This is a genomic window from Pandoraea bronchicola, from assembly GCF_902459805.1.
Classification (GTDB): Bacteria; Pseudomonadota; Gammaproteobacteria; order Burkholderiales; family Burkholderiaceae; genus Pandoraea; species Pandoraea bronchicola.
This window is the reverse complement of the sequence record NZ_CABPST010000001.1, coordinates 593737-611138: the sequence shown is the minus strand read 5'-3', so window position 1 is coordinate 611138 and position 17402 is coordinate 593737. Positions and strand designations below refer to the sequence as shown.

17 protein-coding genes, 1 pseudogene and 1 riboswitch are annotated in these 17402 nt (G+C 63.7%); of the genes and pseudogenes, 12 read left to right on the top strand and 6 right to left on the bottom strand.

Annotated elements, in window-relative coordinates; all coding sequences use genetic code 11:
- Positions 1-12: 12 nt before the first annotated feature.
- The 12 genes from PBR20603_RS02785 (at position 13) to PBR20603_RS02730 (ending at position 12211) form a co-directional block, all read left to right on the top strand.
- The gene (locus PBR20603_RS02785; protein ID WP_150557994.1) at positions 13-468 is read left to right on the top strand and encodes a CidA/LrgA family protein; all 456 of its coding nucleotides are present in this window, start codon (positions 13-15) and stop codon (positions 466-468) included.
- Positions 469-526: 58 nt separating this feature from the next.
- Positions 527-1210, top strand: a complete 684-nt coding sequence (locus PBR20603_RS02780) for an LrgB family protein (RefSeq protein WP_150557993.1) — start codon at positions 527-529, stop codon at positions 1208-1210.
- A gap of 136 nt (positions 1211-1346) precedes the next feature.
- Positions 1347-1472: riboswitch (S-adenosyl-L-homocysteine riboswitch) on the top strand.
- A 35-nt stretch (positions 1473-1507) separates the two neighbouring features.
- On the top strand, positions 1508-2923 hold the full coding sequence (gene ahcY / locus PBR20603_RS02775; protein ID WP_150557992.1) for an adenosylhomocysteinase: 1416 nt from the start codon (positions 1508-1510) through the stop codon (positions 2921-2923).
- Between the two features lie 148 nt (positions 2924-3071).
- The gene (locus PBR20603_RS02770) at positions 3072-3431 is read left to right on the top strand and encodes a phage holin family protein (protein WP_010805566.1); all 360 of its coding nucleotides are present in this window, start codon (positions 3072-3074) and stop codon (positions 3429-3431) included.
- A gap of 47 nt (positions 3432-3478) precedes the next feature.
- Positions 3479-4318 carry a TlyA family RNA methyltransferase gene (locus tag PBR20603_RS02765; protein ID WP_150557991.1) on the top strand — a complete coding sequence of 280 codons (840 nt, stop codon included), beginning with the start codon at positions 3479-3481 and terminating at the stop codon, positions 4316-4318.
- Between the two features lie 26 nt (positions 4319-4344).
- On the top strand, positions 4345-5175 hold the full coding sequence (metF, locus tag PBR20603_RS02760) for a methylenetetrahydrofolate reductase [NAD(P)H] (protein WP_150558309.1): 831 nt from the start codon (positions 4345-4347) through the stop codon (positions 5173-5175).
- Between the two features lie 204 nt (positions 5176-5379).
- The gene (locus PBR20603_RS02755; RefSeq protein ID WP_150557990.1) at positions 5380-7020 is read left to right on the top strand and encodes an ABC transporter substrate-binding protein; all 1641 of its coding nucleotides are present in this window, start codon (positions 5380-5382) and stop codon (positions 7018-7020) included.
- Positions 7021-7234: 214 nt separating this feature from the next.
- A complete protein-coding gene (locus PBR20603_RS02750) occupies positions 7235-8239 on the top strand; it encodes an ABC transporter permease subunit (protein WP_150557989.1) in 1005 nt (334 codons plus the stop codon).
- Positions 8240-8251: 12 nt separating this feature from the next.
- Complete coding sequence (locus tag PBR20603_RS02745; RefSeq protein WP_150557988.1) at positions 8252-9172, top strand: ABC transporter permease subunit; 921 nt, start codon at positions 8252-8254, stop codon at positions 9170-9172.
- The gene (locus tag PBR20603_RS02740) at positions 9169-10170 is read left to right on the top strand and encodes an ABC transporter ATP-binding protein (protein ID WP_150557987.1); all 1002 of its coding nucleotides are present in this window, start codon (positions 9169-9171) and stop codon (positions 10168-10170) included. The genes PBR20603_RS02745 and PBR20603_RS02740 overlap by 4 nt, the downstream gene beginning before the upstream one ends.
- A complete protein-coding gene (locus PBR20603_RS02735) occupies positions 10167-11213 on the top strand; it encodes a peptide ABC transporter ATP-binding protein (RefSeq protein ID WP_246174339.1) in 1047 nt (348 codons plus the stop codon). Before PBR20603_RS02740 ends, PBR20603_RS02735 begins: the two co-directional genes overlap by 4 nt.
- A 50-nt stretch (positions 11214-11263) precedes the next feature.
- Complete coding sequence (locus PBR20603_RS02730; protein ID WP_343041908.1) at positions 11264-12211, top strand: TraB/GumN family protein; 948 nt, start codon at positions 11264-11266, stop codon at positions 12209-12211.
- 84 nt (positions 12212-12295) lie between these two features.
- Here PBR20603_RS02730 and ureG read toward each other — a convergent pair whose 3' ends face one another.
- The 6 genes and pseudogenes from ureG to PBR20603_RS02700 form a co-directional block, all read right to left on the bottom strand.
- A complete protein-coding gene (gene ureG, locus PBR20603_RS02725; RefSeq protein WP_042113987.1) occupies positions 12296-12934 on the bottom strand; it encodes an urease accessory protein UreG in 639 nt (212 codons plus the stop codon).
- A gap of 70 nt (positions 12935-13004) precedes the next feature.
- Positions 13005-13730, bottom strand: coding sequence for an urease accessory protein UreF (locus PBR20603_RS02720; RefSeq protein WP_150557986.1), 726 nt, complete (start codon positions 13728-13730; stop codon positions 13005-13007).
- 142 nt (positions 13731-13872) lie between these two features.
- Positions 13873-14499: pseudogene (gene ureE, locus PBR20603_RS02715) on the bottom strand (urease accessory protein UreE); the annotation flags it as partial.
- A 57-nt stretch (positions 14500-14556) separates the two neighbouring features.
- Positions 14557-16257: an urease subunit alpha gene (gene ureC, locus PBR20603_RS02710; RefSeq protein ID WP_150557985.1), complete on the bottom strand. Its 1701-nt coding sequence runs from the start codon at positions 16255-16257 to the stop codon at positions 14557-14559.
- A complete protein-coding gene (locus tag PBR20603_RS02705; protein WP_150557984.1) occupies positions 16254-16559 on the bottom strand; it encodes an urease subunit beta in 306 nt (101 codons plus the stop codon). The genes ureC and PBR20603_RS02705 overlap by 4 nt, the downstream gene beginning before the upstream one ends.
- Positions 16560-16604: 45 nt before the next feature.
- A complete protein-coding gene (locus PBR20603_RS02700) occupies positions 16605-17180 on the bottom strand; it encodes a HupE/UreJ family protein (RefSeq protein ID WP_246174386.1) in 576 nt (191 codons plus the stop codon).
- Positions 17181-17402 lie beyond the last annotated feature (222 nt).

Sequence of the window (17402 nt, the reverse complement as noted above, 5' to 3'; positions counted from 1 at the left end):
CGGGAGCCCGCCATGACCAAGATGATTGCCAGCCGTCTGTATAGCCGCAGCAAGCGCATTGTCGACGTGGTTTGGCAGATCGCGCTGCTCACGGGTATCTATCTGGTGGCGGATGCTGCGGCGCGTCATTTTCATTTGCCGCTACCGGGCGGCGTGCTGGGGTTGCTGACCGTCGTGGCGCTGCTCATGAGTGGTGTGCTCAAGACGGAGAAGATCAAGCGCGGTGCCGACTGGTTTCTGGCCGAGATGATCCTTTTCTTCGTGCCGATGGTCGCGGCCGTCATGCAATACACCGATCTGCTGCGTCACGAAGGCTTGCAACTGCTCGCCGTGATCGGCGTGGGCACGGTGCTCGTGATGGTGTCGACGGCGCTGGCTGTCGATCTGGCCTGCCGTGCGGAGCGCCATCTGAAGCGCGCCCTCGTTCGCATTCCGGCTCGCCGCGCGCATGCGCACGACGCCCGCTGATGCTGCGCGAGCCGATCGTCTTTCTCATCACTCAACTTAGCGCTTGCCGGGTCTTGCCATGAATCATACGGCGCTCCTGCTGCTCGTCCTCACCGTCGTCTTCTATTACGTGTCGAAGCGCCTTTACGCGCGTTTCGGCAAGGTGTGGCTCGGCCCGGCCATTCTCGCGCCCGTGCTGCTTATCGCCGTGATGGTCGGCGGCGATATTTCCTACACGACGTACATTTCCGACTCGCGCTGGCTTGTGTGGCTGCTCGGCCCGACGACGATTGCGTTTGCCGTACCGATCTACGAGCACCGCGACATCATTCGCCGGCACGCGTTCGCGCTCATCGTCGGCGTGCTCGTCGCGATGATCGTGGCCGTAGGCAGTTCCTTCGTACTCGCCCGTCTGTTCGAGCTGCCCCCCGAGATGGCGCGCAGTCTGCTCGCCCGCTCGATCTCGACGCCGTTTGCCCTCGCCGTGTCGGATCAGGTCGGCGGTTCGCGCGATCTGGTGGGGCTCTTCGTCATCATCACGGGGTTCATCGGCATGCTGCTTGGCGAGGCGTTGCTCTCGTGGCTGCCGCTGCGCACTCGCATGGCACGCGGGGCACCGTTCGGTGCGGGCGCTCATGGCTTCGGTACTGCCAAGGCTCGGCAGATCGGCAGCGAAGAGGGCGTGGTGGCCAGCCTCGTCATGATGATCAACGGCATTCTGATGGTGTTCGCCGCGCCGCTGCTCGCCCATTTGCCGATCTGATGGTTTGACGGTCTGACCGGGCGGGGCAGGTGCGCCACCGCGAGCGGGTCTCGCGGCTGTCGTCTTCCACGCAAAAAAATACCCTTCAGGCGTCGCCTTGCCCCGACGCCACGCATCAGTTTTGCTACAATGCCGGGATCTTGAGGAGCGTTGCGACAGCCATCGTGCTGCCAGGCTCAAGATCCTTCCTATTGGCCCCGCCGGCCGCCGGTTTGCCCCGGATAGCATGGCGTGTGAGCCTCAAGAACGGCGCTCACGTCCCACTATCTAGTCTTTATTTAGAGAAAAGGAGGCGTGATGAACGCCGTAGTCGATTCGAAATTCTCCGATTTCCACGTTGCCGATATCAATCTCGCGGGTTGGGGCCGTAAGGAACTGACGATCGCCGAGAGCGAAATGCCGGGTCTGATGGCCACGCGTGCCGAGTTCAAGGCCAGCCAGCCGCTCAAGGGCGCGCGCATCGCCGGCTCGCTGCACATGACCATCCAGACGGGCGTGCTCATCGAAACGCTGGTCGCGCTGGGCGCCGAAGTGCGCTGGGCCTCGTGCAACATCTTCTCGACACAAGACCACGCCGCTGCGGCGATCGCTGCCGCCGGCATTCCTGTGTTCGCCTTCAAGGGCGAGTCGCTCGACGAGTACTGGGAATACAGCCATCGCATCTTCGAATGGCCGAACGGTGAGTTCGCCAACATGATTCTCGACGATGGCGGTGACGCCACGCTGCTGCTGATTCTGGGCAGCAAGGCCGAGAAGGATCTGTCGGTCGTTGCCAATCCGACCAACGAAGAAGAAGTCGCGCTGTACGCCTCCATCAAGCGTCACATCGCGATCGATCCGCAGTGGTACAGCAAGCGCCTGTCGCAAATCAAGGGCGTGACCGAAGAAACCACCACGGGCGTGCATCGTCTGTATCAGATGGAGAAGGACGGCACGCTGCCGTTCCCGGCCATCAACGTGAACGACTCGGTCACCAAGTCGAAGTTCGACAACCTGTACGGCTGCCGTGAGTCGCTGGTCGACGGTATCAAGCGCGCGACCGACGTGATGATTGCCGGCAAGATCGCCCTCGTGGCGGGTTACGGCGACGTGGGCAAGGGCTGCGCCCAAAGCCTGCGCGGTCTGGGCGCCACGGTGTGGGTCACGGAAATCGATCCGATCTGCGCGCTGCAAGCCGCCATGGAAGGCTACCGTGTGGTGACGATGGAATACGCCGCCGACAAGGCCGACATCTTCGTGACGGCCACGGGTAACTTCCACGTGATCGACCACGACCACATGGCCGCGATGAAGCACCAGGCCATCGTGTGCAACATTGGCCACTTCGACTCGGAAATCAACGTGGCGTCGACCCGCAAGTACGAGTGGGAAAACATCAAGCCGCAGGTCGATCACATCATTTTCCCGGACGGCAAGCGCATCATCCTGCTGGCAGAAGGCCGCCTCGTGAATCTGGGCTGCGCCACGGGCCACCCGTCGTTCGTGATGAGCAACTCGTTCACCAATCAGACGCTCGCACAGATCGAACTGTTCGTCGACGGCGCCAAGTACAAGAACAGCGTGTACGTGCTGCCGAAGCATCTGGACGAGAAGGTCGCGCGTCTGCACCTGGGCCGTATCGGTGCCGACCTGACCGTGCTGACCGACGAGCAGGCGAAGTACATCAGCGTCGACAAGAACGGTCCGTTCAAGCCGGCGCACTATCGCTACTGATCGGCATCGAGCCCGGACCTGTGTGTCAGGAATGCACGGGTGACGGGTAACGGTATGGCGCGGCGGTGCCGTTTGCCGCCGCGCCGGGCTTTACCACTGCCGGTGCCGGGATCGACATCCCGCACCGGCCTGTTCTTCGGAGCTTGCTATGCGTCTGCTGCTGATTTGGCTCATCAATGCCATCGCGCTTCTCATCCTGCCGTACATCGTGTCGGGCATTCAGCTCAAAGGCATCGGGACGGCGCTGATCGTCGCGATCGTGCTTGGCCTGATCAACGCGTTTCTGCGGCCGCTGCTCGTCGTGCTGACGCTGCCGGTCACGGTGCTCTCGCTGGGGCTGTTCATCTTCGTGATCAACGCCTTGCTGTTCTGGCTGGCGTCGCATGTCGTGAAGGGCTTCGAAGTCTCGGGATTCTGGGCGGCGCTCTTCGGCTCGCTGCTGTACAGCTTGATTTCGTGGATTCTGTCGGCGCTGGTGTTCGGCGGCGACCGCGCCACCAACGTGTAAGTGTCGACGCGCATTCGTCGACGGTGCTTTGCAGGAAACCGGTAGTCATGTCGCAAGCTCTTCGTGCCGATCAGGCGCTCGTCTCGCGTGGGCTGGCCGCGTCACGCACGGCTGCTCAACGTCTCATCGAGGCCGGACGCGTCTACTACGCGGGCACCGAAACGGCGCTGAAAAAAGCCAGTCAGGCGGTGGCGAGCGACGAAGCGCTCGAAGTGCGTGCGGCGGCCGACGGGTTGCCCGGCGAAGACCGCTACGTATCGCGCGGCGGGTTGAAGCTGGCCGGTGCGCTTGCACAAACGGGGCTCGACGTCACGGGGCGTGTCGCGCTCGACGTGGGGCTGTCGACCGGTGGCTTTGCCGACTGCCTCTTGCAGGCGGGCGCCGCACAGGTGGTCGGCGTGGACGTCGGTCACGGGCAACTGCACCAACGTCTGGCGGGTGAGCCGCGCCTCGTATCGCTCGAAGGCATCAACGCACGGCATCTGTCGCGTGAAATGCTCGATGAGCGTTTGGCGCAGCCTGCAACGCAGGACGGCACAAGCGACGCTTCGGCAGCGGCGATGACCGCCGTGCCGGACGCGGGCTTCGACCTGATCGTCGGGGACGTGTCGTTCATTTCGCTGACGCTGATACTGCCCGCGCTCGCGCCGCTGCTGGCCGGGACAGGCGATCTGCTGATGCTGGTCAAACCGCAGTTCGAAGTCGGGCGCGAGCACATCGGTCGCGGCGGCCTCGTGAAAGATGCCGCGCAATATGCGCAAGTGGAGACAAAGATCCGCACCGCCTGTGAAGCGCTGGGACTGACGGTAGCCGCGTGGCTCGACAGTCCCATCGCCGGGGGTGACGGCAACCGGGAGTTCTTCGTGCATGCGACGCGCGCGGCATGAGCGACTCCCTCGATAACAAGACGATCATGACGCAACCTTCCTTCAGTTTCGAATTCTTCCCGCCCAAGACCGCCGATGGCGCAGAGAAGCTGCGCGCTACGCGCCAGCAACTGTTCCCGCTGGGACCCAAATTCGTCTCGGTGACGTTCGGCGCCGGCGGTTCGACGCAGCAGGGTACGTTGGATGCGGTCATCGAAATCCAACGCGAAGGCGTGGAGGCGGCACCGCACCTCTCGTGCGTTGGCTCGACCAAAGAGAATATTCGCGACATCCTGAAGACGTATCGCGATAACGGTATCCGCCACATCGTGGCGCTGCGTGGCGATCTGCCGTCGGGGATGGGCGAGATCGGCGAGTTCCGTTATGCGTCTGAACTGGTCGAGTTCATTCGTGCGGAGACGGGCGAATGGTTCCACATCGAAGTGGCGGCTTACCCGGAATACCATCCGCAGGCGAAGTCGCCGCGTCTGGATCTCGAGCATTTCGCCAATAAGGTGAAAGCCGGTGCGAACGCCGCGATCACGCAGTATTTTTTCAATGCGGACGCCTATTTCCGCTTTGTCGAGGACGCTTCGCGGCTGGGTGTGGACGTGCCGATCGTGCCGGGCATCATGCCTATCACGAACTATTCGCAGATGATGCGTTTCTCGGAAATGTGCGGTGCCGAAGTGCCGCGCTGGATCGCCAAGCGCCTTGAAGGTTTTGGCGACGACCGTGAGGCGATCCGCGCCTTCGGGCTCGACGTGGTGACGGCGCTGTGCGAGCGCTTGCTCGCGGGCGGGGCGCCGGGCTTGCACTTCTATACGCTCAACGCTGCGTCGGCGACCAAAGCGATGTGGCAGCGCCTCGGTCTGTGAGGCACCACGCAATCGTTTGCCAACAGGTGGGCGGGTTGGAAGTCAATCCTGATCACAATTAAGTGATTTCCTAATCAAAAACACCACAAATAGGCGGTTTGCTAGGGATTTGGCGTGTTGTGACGCAAGGGAAGCTTAAGTAATATCCCTCGTGGGTTCGGCGGCGGATCGCCGCCGGGCGTCATTTCAAATCCCGAGGAGCCTATGAAACAGACTCACACCCTGCGTTTGCTTTTGGCCGCGACCTTGCTTGCCGGAGCGGCCGTGATCCCGCCCGCTGCAGCAGTCGAGCTCCCGAATAAGACCCTCGTGTATTGCTCCGAGGGCAGCCCTGCCGGTTTCGATCCGGGGCAACTCACCACTGGCACCGATTTCGATCCTGCCGACGCTATCTACAACCGCCTCATCGCTTTCGTACCGGGTGAAACCGGTGTGATGCCGTCGCTCGCGGAGAAGTGGGACATTTCGCCGGACAACAAGATCTACACGTTCCATCTGCGCAAGGGCGTCAAGTTCCACACGACCGAATACTTCACGCCAACGCGTGACTTCAATGCCGAGGACGTGAAGTTCACCTTCGATCGCATGGGCGATCGCGAGATGCCGTTCCGCAAGGCCTATCCGGCCGAGTTTCCGTATTTCGTCGACATGGGGCTTCAGGCCGACATCGACCGCATCGAGATCGTCGATCCGTACACCGTGCGTTTCGTGCTGAAGAAGGTCGACGCGCCGTTCATTCAGAACCTGGCGATGTCGTTCGCGTCGATCCTCTCGAAGGAATATGCGGACAAGCTGCTCGCGGCGAACAATCCGCGCGACATCGCGCTCAAGCCGGTCGGTACCGGACCGTTCATCTTCCGCAGCTACACGAAGGACGCCACGCTGCGCCTGGATGGCAACAAGGACTACTGGAACGCAAATCTGCCGCCGAAGGTCGGCAAGCTGATCTTCGCGATCACGACCGACGCGAACGTCCGTATCCAGAAGCTCAAGCGCAACGAATGCCAGGTCGCGACTTATCCGCGCCCGGCCGACGTCGATGCGCTCAAGGCCGATATCGCGGCGCAGGGCAAGGCGTCGAAGCTGAAGATGCCGGATCAGGTCGGCTTCAACCTCGGCTACGTGGCGTACAACGTGCAGAAGAAGCCGCTCGATCGCGTGGAAGTGCGTCAGGCGCTCGACATGGCGATCAACAAGAAGGCGATTCTGCAGTCCGTCTACGGCTCGGCCGGACAGTTGTCGAACGGCGCGCCGATGCCGCCGACGCAATGGTCCTACGACAAGAACATCAAGTCGGCCAGTTACGATCCCGAGAAGGCGAAGGCGTTGCTCGACAAGGCGGGCGTGAAGAATATCGAAATCACGCTGTGGGCGATGCCGGTGCAACGTCCGTACAACCCGAACGGCAAGCTCATGGCTGAAATGATTCAGGCCGACTGGGCGAAGATCGGCGTGAAGGCCAACATCGTCACGTACGAGTGGGGCGAGTACATCAAGCGCGCCAAGGCGGGCGAACACGATGCGCTGCTCATTGGCTGGACCGGCGACAACGGCGATCCGGACAACTGGCTCGGTGTGCTGCTCGGCTGCGACTCGATGAACGGCAACAACTTCTCGAAGTGGTGCTACAAGCCGTTCGACGATCTCATCAAGCAGGCGCGTCAGACCACGGATGTTGCCGTGCGTACGAAGTTGTACACGCAAGCGCAGGAGATCTTTGCGCAACAACTGCCGTTCTCGCCCATCGCGCACTCCACGCAATACAAGCCGATGGCCACGAACGTGAAGGGCTTCAAGCTCAGCCCGTTCAGCCGTAACAGTTTCGCTGGCGTGTCGCTGGACTGATCGAGTCCCGCCACACGGCGACTGCGTCAGCCGGCTTCGGCTGACGCCGGCCACAGGCAGCGTATGGGTATCAAGCAGGCAGACCCGGCCGCCGCGCCCGGGTTTGCCTTGCGCACCAAGACAAACGATCGTCTACGACTGATTAACGCGGCACAGCGCCAACCGTCCCTGCGCCGGGGGCGGGCGGTGCGCGAAGCCCCCACGGAACCGTCCTATGCTGAGATTCGTCCTGAGACGACTGGGCATGGTGATCCCGACTTTCATCGGCATCACTATCCTGGCGTTCGCGCTCATTCACCTTATTCCTGGCGATCCGATCGAAGTGCTCGTGGGCGAGCGGAACCTCGATCCCGTGATGCACGCCGAAGCGATGAAGCGGCTCGGACTCGACCAGCCGCTCACCACGCAATATTTCGTCTATCTGAAGCACGCGGCGCAGGGCGACCTCGGGCGCTCCATTGTCACCAATGAGGGCGTGCTTCACGAGTTCTTCTCCCGCTTTCCCGCCACGCTGGAGCTGGCCCTCTGTGCGATGATCTTCGCGCTCGCCGTCGGTCTGCCGGCGGGTGTCGCCGCGTCGCTGCGGCGCGGCAAGATGCTCGATCACACCACCATGGGGGCCGCGCTCACGGGCTACTCCATGCCGATTTTCTGGTGGGGTCTGCTGCTCATCATGCTGTTCTCCGTCAATCTGCAATGGACCCCGGTGTCCGGGCGAATCGGCGTGGAGTACGACGTGCCCGTCGTCACTGGCTTCATGTTGATCGACACGCTGCTCTCGGGAGAGCCGGGGGCCTTCAGCTCCGCGGTGAGTCATCTGATTCTGCCGACCATCGTGCTGGGCACCGTGCCGCTCGCGGTGATTGCCCGCATGACGCGCTCGGCCATGCTCGAAGTGCTTCGCGAGGATTACATCCGCACGGCGCGCGCCAAGGGCCTCTCGCCGTGGCGTGTGATCGTGGTGCACGCGCTGCGCAATGCGCTGATTCCCGTCATCACGGTGATCGGTCTGCAAGTCGGCACGTTGCTCGCCGGTGCGGTGCTGACCGAGAACGTGTTCTCATGGCCCGGCATCGGCAAATGGCTGATCGACGCCATTCTGCGACGCGACTATCCGGTAGTGCAGGGCGGCATTCTGCTCATCGCGACGGGCGTGATTCTGGTCAACCTGCTGGTCGACGTGCTCTATGGCGTCGTCAACCCGCGCATTCGGCACTGAAGGAGGTCAACCATGAGTGACACGCCTGCTACGCTGCCGCCTCCCGCCGCCGTGACGGCCACGCCTCGCGCGCATCTGATCCGGGAGTTTCTGCGCAGCTTCACCGCCAACCGTGGCGCCACCGCTGCGGCCATCGTGCTGCTGCTGATGTTCGCGGCGGCGATTTTTGCGCCGCTGATCGCGCCCCATAGCCCCATCGAGCAATATCGCGACTATGTGAAGATTCCGCCGGCATGGTTCGGCGGCGGCAATGCCCGGTTCCTGTTGGGCACCGACGAAGCCGGGCGCGATATTCTCTCGCGTCTGATTTTCGGCGCACGCCTGTCGTTCTGGATCGGCCTGTCGTCGGTGGTGCTCTCGCTGATTCCGGGCATTCTGCTCGGTCTGCTCGCGGCATTTTTTCCGCGTTGGCTCGACACACCGATCATGCGTCTGATGGACATGATGATGGCGCTGCCGTCGCTGCTGCTGGCCGTGGCCGTGGTGGCCGTGATCGGTCCGGGGCTTGCCAATACGACCATCGCCATTGCCATCGTGACGTTGCCTGCCTATGTGCGTCTGACGCGTGCGGCAGCCATCGGCGAGCTGCAGCGCGAATACGTCGTGGCGTCGCGCATGGCCGGGGCGGGCACGCTGCGGCTGATGTTCTCGACGGTGCTGCCGAACTGTTCGGCACCGCTCATCGTGCAGGCCACGCTGAGCTTCTCGGTGGCGATTCTCGACGCGGCAGCGCTCGGCTTTCTCGGTCTGGGCGTGCAGCCGCCGCTCGCCGAGTGGGGCTCGATGCTCGCGTCCGCCCGCGACTACATGGAAAGTGCCTGGTGGATTGTCACGCTGCCGGGACTTGCGATCGTCATTTCGGTGCTTGCGATCAATCTGGTCGGCGACGGCCTGCGCGATGCCCTCGACCCCAAACTGAAGCGAATCGCATGAGTCTGCTCTCCATTCGAAATCTATCGGTCGACTTCGATGGCGCGCGCGCCGTCGACGCCATCGACCTCAATGTCGGCCAGGGCGAAATTCTCGGCGTGGTCGGCGAATCCGGTTCAGGCAAGAGCGTGACGATGCTCGCGCTCATGGGTCTCATCGATGCGCCGGGCCGAGTGCGCGCCGACGAAGTGCGCTTCGACGGGCGTGATTTGCTGGGCGCGTCTGCGCGCGAGCGGCGAAGCATCGTCGGGCGCGACGTGTCGATGATCTTTCAGGATGCCCTCACGAGCCTGAACCCGAGCTACACCGTCGGCTACCAGATCGGCGAAGTGCTGCGCCGTCACATGGGGCTGCGCGGGCGGGCGCTGAAAGATCGCATCGTCGAGTTGCTGGAGCAGGTCGAGATTCCTGACGCGGCTAACCGGCTCGGCGCCTATCCGCATCAACTGTCCGGCGGGATGAATCAGCGGGTGATGATCGCGATGGCCATTGCCTGCCGTCCGAAACTGCTGATTGCCGACGAGCCGACGACCGCGCTCGACGTCACGATTCAGGCGCAGATCATGGCCTTGCTGCTGCAATTGCAGAAGGACTACGGCATGTCGCTCGTGCTGATTTCGCACGACCTTGCCGTTGTGGCGGAGGTCGCGCACCGGGTGGCCGTGATGTATGCGGGGCAGGTGATCGAAGTTCAGCAGGTGCCGGCGCTGTTCGACGCGCCGCATCATCCCTACACGGAAGCGTTGCTTTCGGCGATTCCCGAACACAACCGTGGCGTGCGCCGGCTGCACACCCTGCCCGGTGTGGTGCCGGGGCGCGACGACCGTCCGGCGGGCTGCCTGCTCTCGCCGCGCTGTCCGTATGCCGACGATCATTGCCGCACGGTGCAACCTGCCCTCGAGCCCTACGCCGGGCCGCAGGCCGTTGGTTCGCCGCTGGTGCGGTGCTTCAAGCCGCTGCCGCATGCGGCAGCGGGTGTACAGACAGGAGGAGCGCAATGAGTGAAACCGTTTTCGCGACACCTCCGGGAGCCCCACAGACGCCTGCGGGGCCAAGCACTGGCCGCGACGCTGGCCCGTTGGTGCTGTGCGCGCAGGATCTGACGCGCTTCTACACGGTGAACCGCGGGTTGATGCGCTCACCTGCCACCGTCAAGGCGCTCAATGGTGTGTCGTTCGAGCTGGCGGCCGGCCGCACGCTGGCCGTGGTTGGCGAGTCGGGGTGCGGCAAATCGACGCTGGCCCGGGTGCTGACGTTGATCGAACCTCCGACGTCCGGCAGACTCGCTATCGATGCCACTGAGACCACGGGGGCGTCGGCGGGACATCTGGCGCCGTTGCGCACACGCATTCAGATGGTGTTCCAGAACCCGTATGCGTCGCTCAACCCGCGCAAGACAGTGGGGCAGGCGCTCGACGAGCCGCTCGCTATCAATACCTCGCTCAGCCGTGCCGAGCGGGGCGAGAAGATTGCGACGATGATGCGCACTGTCGGCTTGCGCCCGGAGCATGTGGCACGTTATCCGCACATGTTCTCGGGCGGCCAGCGGCAGCGGGTGGCGATTGCCCGGGCGATGATCATGTCCCCGGCGATCGTCGTCGCGGACGAGCCCGTTTCGGCCCTGGATGTCTCAATTCAGGCACAGATCCTGAATCTTTTCATGGATTTGCAGGACCGATACGCGACGAGTTACGTATTCGTGTCGCATAATCTCGCCGTGGTCGAGCATGTGGCCGACGACGTCATGGTGATGTATCTCGGCCGCGCGGTCGAACACGGTCCCAAGGCCGCCGTGTTCGGCAAGCCGCTGCATCCGTACACCAAGGCATTGATGTCGGCGACGCCGGCGATCAAGCCGTCCGAGCGGCGCGTCAAGATTGCGCTGATCGGCGAGCTGCCGTCGCCGTTGCGGCCGCCGCCGGGGTGTGCGTTTGCGCCGCGCTGTCCGTACGCCGTCGATCGTTGCCGTGAGGAAGTGCCGCAATTGCGCAAGCTCGAAGGACGTCTGGTGGCGTGCCATCGGGTTGAAGACATTGAGGGATAACGAGATTGGGTGGACCACCACGCGCGACACCTGTTCGCCGGGGCGTTGCATTGACCGGCTGGCTGCTTGGGTGCCTGCTGATGACGCTCGCCGTCACGCTGGACGCAGCCTCGACCGTAACGCCGCGTGCGATCACGCCGCGAACGCTGCCGCTGGTGGTTCCGGAGCCCGGCGAGTCGCCGCCGGGCGCCAATCTCCCGTTCTACGAAGCCCGCAAGGGCGACATGACCATCTACGTGATGGGCACCCTGCATGTCGGCAAGCCCGACGATTATCCGTTCCGCAAGGTCGTGGTCGATGCGCTGCGCGTGTCGAACGTGGTGGCGTTCGAGCTGTCGCCTGACGATCTGACGATGTCGCAGGACGACGTGCAGAAGTACGGCATGTGCGCGCGCGCCTGTCTGCCGAAGATGATCCCCGCGCCGTTATGGCGGAAGTTGCGCGACCGTCTCAAGGGCAATCCGGCGATGCTTGCCGAGATTCGTCATATGCGTCCGTGGCTGGCGGCGCTGCTCGTCGAGACACTGGATTCGATGGGGGCCGACCTGCAAACGGAGTACGGCACCGAAAACCAGCTCGAGAACATCTATCGTGGCCGTATCGTCGGCCTTGAATCGCTCGCGGAACAGATGGATGCCTTCACCGGCCTCACGTCGGCCCAGCAGAACGAGTTGCTGGCTCAAGAGTTGGTGCTCACACCCAAGACGGCGACGGCGCAGGTGGAAACGTTGCATCGCCTATGGCGCGCCGGGGATGCGGAACTGGTCTTCGACTGGTCGCAAGGCAAGGCCGCGCAAGTGCGACGCAATGCGGCACTGGCCGAGGCCATCGACGAGCGCATTCTCTACTCGCGCAACCGGCGTTTCCTGGCGCGCATGCTCTTTCTTGCAGATCCGGGCAAGCCGGTCTTCGTCGCCATTGGCACACTCCACCTCGGCGGCCCGCACGGGGTGCTGCAACTGCTGCGCGAGCATGGCTTTTCGGTGGCGCAGCGGTAGTCCGGTGCAGGCATTAGAGAGACGGGCGATCCGCCTAGGAATCGCCCGAGAAATCAGCCGACCCGATGGCCTCGGCGCATCCCCTCAAGCCAGCATCCCGCGCGCCTCGATAAAGCGGATGATCTCCTGAAGGCCTTTGCCTTCCTTCATGTTCCCCATGACGAAGGGACGCATGCCGCGCATCTTCTGCGTATCCGAGCGCATGATGTCGAGCGACGCGCCAACGTACGGGGCAAGATCGGTCTTGTTGATGACCAGGAGGTCAGACTTGGTAATGCCCGGGCCGCCCTTGCGAGGAATTTTCTCGCCGCCCGCGACATCGATCACGTAGATCGTGAGATCCGAGAGTTCGGGGCTGAACGTGGCGGCGAGGTTGTCACCACCGGATTCGATGAAGACCACATCGGCATCGGGAAAGCGTTCGAGCATGCGCTCGACGGCCTCCAGATTGATCGACGCGTCTTCGCGGATCGCCGTGTGCGGGCAACCCCCTGTCTCGACGCCGAGAATGCGTTCGGGCTCCAGCGCACCGGCCACGGTCAGCAGGCGCTGGTCTTCCTTCGTATAGATGTCGTTGGTGATGACCACGAGATCGTAGCGCTCGCGCATGGCTTTGCAGAGCATCTCGGTCAGGGTCGTCTTTCCGGAGCCGACCGGGCCTCCGATGCCGACACGCAGCGGCGGATTCTTCTTGGTACGACGGGCGTTAGCAGAAGTCGTCATGGCGAATGTCGTGGGTGGCGGAGAAAGGGCGAAAAAAGGCAAAAAATGGGAAGACGCGACATATCGCGTCTCACGAACGGAACAGGCGTGAATACTGTGTCTCGTGACGCGACGCGAGAATCGCGAGCGCGGGGGAAAACGTATTGATCTGATCGTCAGGCAACGACGCCGCCCGATGGGCCGCGTCGACCACACGAGGGCGCAGCGCGACGATCACGCGTTGCGCCGCCAGTTGTCCGAGCGGAACCGCCTTGAGCGCACCGGCCACCTGGTTCTCGAGCCAACTGAACGCGTAAGCGACGAGCGTGTCGGTCAGCGCTGCGCCATGCGTCAACGCCGCGAAGGCGAAGGCCGTCGGCAATGCGATCGGACGCAACGCGGACAGATGCGCTCGCTGCGCAGGCTCGCCCCATTCCAGTGAGAGCGCGAGTTGCGTGAGCGACCAGCCCATCTGTTCGGTTTCCGCGCGCAACTCGGCAGCTTCGCGCGTTGCGAGCAGCCAGTCGTTCACACGGGCGAGCGACGCGACGTCGCCCGCTTGCCAGTGACGCCACTGTCTGGCGAGCAGCGCCATTTCGCCGGTCGTGAAAACACCGTCAAGCTGGCTGGCGATCCAGCGCTCGGCGCTCGGGGCGTCGTGAATGATGCCGTGTTCGACCGCGGCTTCGAGACCCTGCGAATAGCTGAAGGCGCCAATCGGCAGCGCCGGCGAGGCGAGATGCAGCAGCGCTGCGAGCGAATGCAGCGACGCGGTGGCAACCGGTTCAGTGAGAGGACTGGCCAGACTTGCCGTCATCGGTCGGACTCACAGGGATGGGCTCGTCGCCGGCAGCAGCGCTGTCCGGCGTATGGGAATGGCCGTGCCCGCAACCGGGGCCGTGCACGTGGACGTGACTGTGATCATCGTCGTGCGCGTGTGAGTGAGCGCAATCCGGGCCATGCACATGACCCGGCGAGTGATCGTGATGGCAGCCCGGACCGTGAACGTGCCCGTGGTCATGGTCATGGTCATGACCGTGCGAGTGACCATGATCAGGGTCGTGCGAATGTCCGTGATGCTCGTGGAACACCTGCTGTGCGAGCGCGAAGTCCTCGGCAAAGGTCGCATCGTGGCCGTGCTTGTGTCCGCCGCCATAGGCGCCCGCTTCGGGTTCGAACGGCATCAAGGCCTCGGCAACGTCGACGTCGAGCCGCAGCAGCATGTCGCGCAGCACCGGATCGTATTCGAGTTTGAGATAGCCGTCGCCGACTTCCACCGGGGTATGCCGGTTGCCGAGGTGATACGCCGCGCGAGTGAGCGCAAGCGCGGTGGCAGCGCTCACCAGCAGCACCGTCTCGGCAGCGGCTTCCACGCGAATGAGGCCACCGTCGTCGGCCACGAGCACATCGCCGCCGCGCAGCACGGTGCCGCGAGGCAGGAACAGCGCGACGTCTTCTCCGGTTTCCAGCGTGGCGCGCAGGCGGCTCTTGCTGCGGGCATCGAACGGCAACACGAGCGCCGGGGCGCGACGCGCGAGCGGCGCGGCAATGCGCCCGGCTTCGAAGCGTTTCTCGACGCGGCGCAACGTCGATGACGAGGCGCTATCTGCAGCGGTGGGCGATTGAGAATCTTGCGGCATGAGTCAGAAAAGGAAGTAGCGTTGTGCCATCGGCAACACGCTCGCCGGCTCGCACGTCAGCAACTGGCCGTCCGCGATGACCTGATAGGTCTCGGGGTCGACGCTGATGCGCGGCAGCCAGTCGTTGTTGATCATGTTGGCCTTGGTCACCTGCCGGATATCGCGCACCGGCACGATGCGCTTGGTCAGCCCGTAACGGCCGGCCACATCGCCATCGTACGCCGCCTGCGAAACGAACGTGAGGGAGGTCCGCGCCATCGCCCCGGCGCGCGCGCCGAACATCTCGCGGTAGTGCACCGGCTGGGGCGTCGGGATCGACGCGTTCGGGTCGCCCATGAGCGCCGTCGTAATCATGCCGCCCTTGAGAATCAGCGTTGGCTTCACGCCGAAGAACGCCGGTTCCCACAGCACCAGATCGGCCCACTTGCCCACTTCGATCGAGCCGATTTCATGCGCCATGCCGTGCGTGATCGCCGGATTGATCGTGTACTTCGCGACGTAACGTTTGACGCGGAAGTTGTCGGCCTGCGCCGTATCGGTACCCAGCGCGCCGCGCTGTACCTTCATCTTGTGCGCGGTCTGCCAGGTGCGCATGACGACTTCGCCCACGCGGCCCATGGCCTGCGAGTCCGACGAGATCATCGACAGTGCCCCCAGGTCATGCAGGATGTCCTCGGCGGCAATCGTCTCGCGACGGATACGCGACTCGGCGAACGCAATGTCTTCCGCAATGGCCGGATCGAGGTGGTGGCAGACCATCAACATGTCGAGATGTTCGTCGAGCGTGTTGATGGTGTACGGGCGCGTCGGATTGGTGGACGACGGCAGGACATTGGGCTCGCCGCACACCTTCAGGATGTCGGGTGCGTGGCCGCCCCCGGCACCTTCGGTGTGATAGGTGTGGATCGTGCGGCCCTTGATGGCCGCGACCGTCGCTTCGACGAACCCCCCTTCGTTGAGCGTGTCGGTGTGGATCGCCACCTGGGTATCGGTCGCGTCGGCGACCGACAGGCAGGCGTCAATGGCGGCGGGCGTGGAACCCCAGTCCTCGTGCAGCTTCAGACCGATGGCACCGGCTTCGATTTGCTCGAGCAGCGGTTCGGGTTGGCTGACGTTGCCCTTGCCGAGGAAGCCGAGATTGATCGGCCAGCCGTCCGCCGCTTGCAACATGCGCTCCATATGCCACGGCCCGGGCGTACAGGTGGTGGCGTTCGTGCCGGTCGCCGGTCCGGTGCCCCCGCCGAGCAGCGTGGTCACGCCGGACGAGAGCGCCTCCTCGATCTGCTGCGGGCAGATGAAGTGGATGTGGGAGTCGATGCCGCCTGCGGTGACGATCATCCCCTCACCGGCGATCACTTCCGTTGCACCGCCCAGCGGTATGGTGACACCGGGCTGGATGTCGGGATTGCCGGCCTTGCCGATACCCCAGATGCGGCCGTCCTTGAGCCCGATGTCGGCCTTGACGATGCCCCAGTGATCGATGATGACGGCGTTGGTGATGACGGTATCCACGACATCGGCGCGTGTGCGCTGCGATTGGCCCATGCCGTCGCGAATGACCTTACCCCCGCCGAACTTCACCTCTTCGCCGTAGATCGTGTAGTCGCGCTCGATCTCGATGATGAGTTCGGTGTCGGCCAGTCGCAGGCGGTCGCCCGTCGTGGGGCCGAACATTTCCGCATAAGCGCGGCGTGAAATTTTCATAACGCCCCCATGACACGGCCGGCGAAGCCGAAGACGCGGCGATCTCCTGCCAGCGCGACCAGCTCGACCGTACGTTGTTGCCCCGGCTCGAAGCGAACCGCCGTGCCGGCGGCAATGTTCAGACGAAAGCCACGTGCCGCTTCGCGATCGAATCGCAGGGCGTCGTTGACTTCATAGAAGTGGAAGTGCGAGCCGATCTGGATCGGACGGTCGCCGGTGTTGGCGACCGTCACGCTAATGGTCGGACGACCCTCGTTCAGCGTGATCTCGCCAGCGGCGGGCAACAATTCTCCGGGAATCATGAGCGTCTCCGAGAAGGCGTGAAGGCGTGAAGGCGTGACGGGCGCTCAGGTCGCTGCGGCGAGCAGCGACACGCCGTAGGTCAGCACGCCGGCCCCCAGCACACGCGGTAACCACACGGTGCGATTGCGCAGCGCAACGCCAGCCACGATACCGATGCAGTGCAGCACCCCGGTCGCGAGCAGGAAGCCAGCCAGGTAATGCATGGCGCTTGCCTGCGCCGGCAACTCGGCGCCGTGAGCGAAACCGTGGAAGATCGCGAAGGCGCCCACGATGGCGGCGCCAGCCCAGCCCGGCAGTCTCGCACGCGTGGCGAGCATCAGCCCGAGCACAAGCAGTGAAACGGCAATCATCGGTTCGACGCCCGGCAGTGAAAGCCAGTGCGACATGCCGAGCAGGCCACCTGCGGCGAGCATCGCGACGAAGGCCACCGGGGCAAGCCATACGCGTTTGGACGTGAGCGCACTCCACAGCCCGACGACGATCATGGCGCAAAGGTGATCTGCCCCGGTCAACGGATGAAAGAAACCGGCGGCGAAACTGCTGGCGGCGTCGTGGCCCGGATGGCCAGGGTGCGCGAGCGCGAGGCCCGAAGCGCTCACCAGGGCGAGGCCGGTTGCCACACGCGCGAGGCGACGGTGTGTGCGACCCGTGGCGTGGGCGGAGGTCACCAGAGAAGTGGCGGGCACTTCGCCGGCATCGTTGGCATTGAGGGGGCGGTCCACTGACATGAGACGTCCTTAGGATGTTGTGATCGACGACGAAAAATGGATACGAAGACGAATCGAAACCGGATCGCGCACGGGGCAGTGCATCGAGGCGTGCCGGCACTCACTCGCGTATGC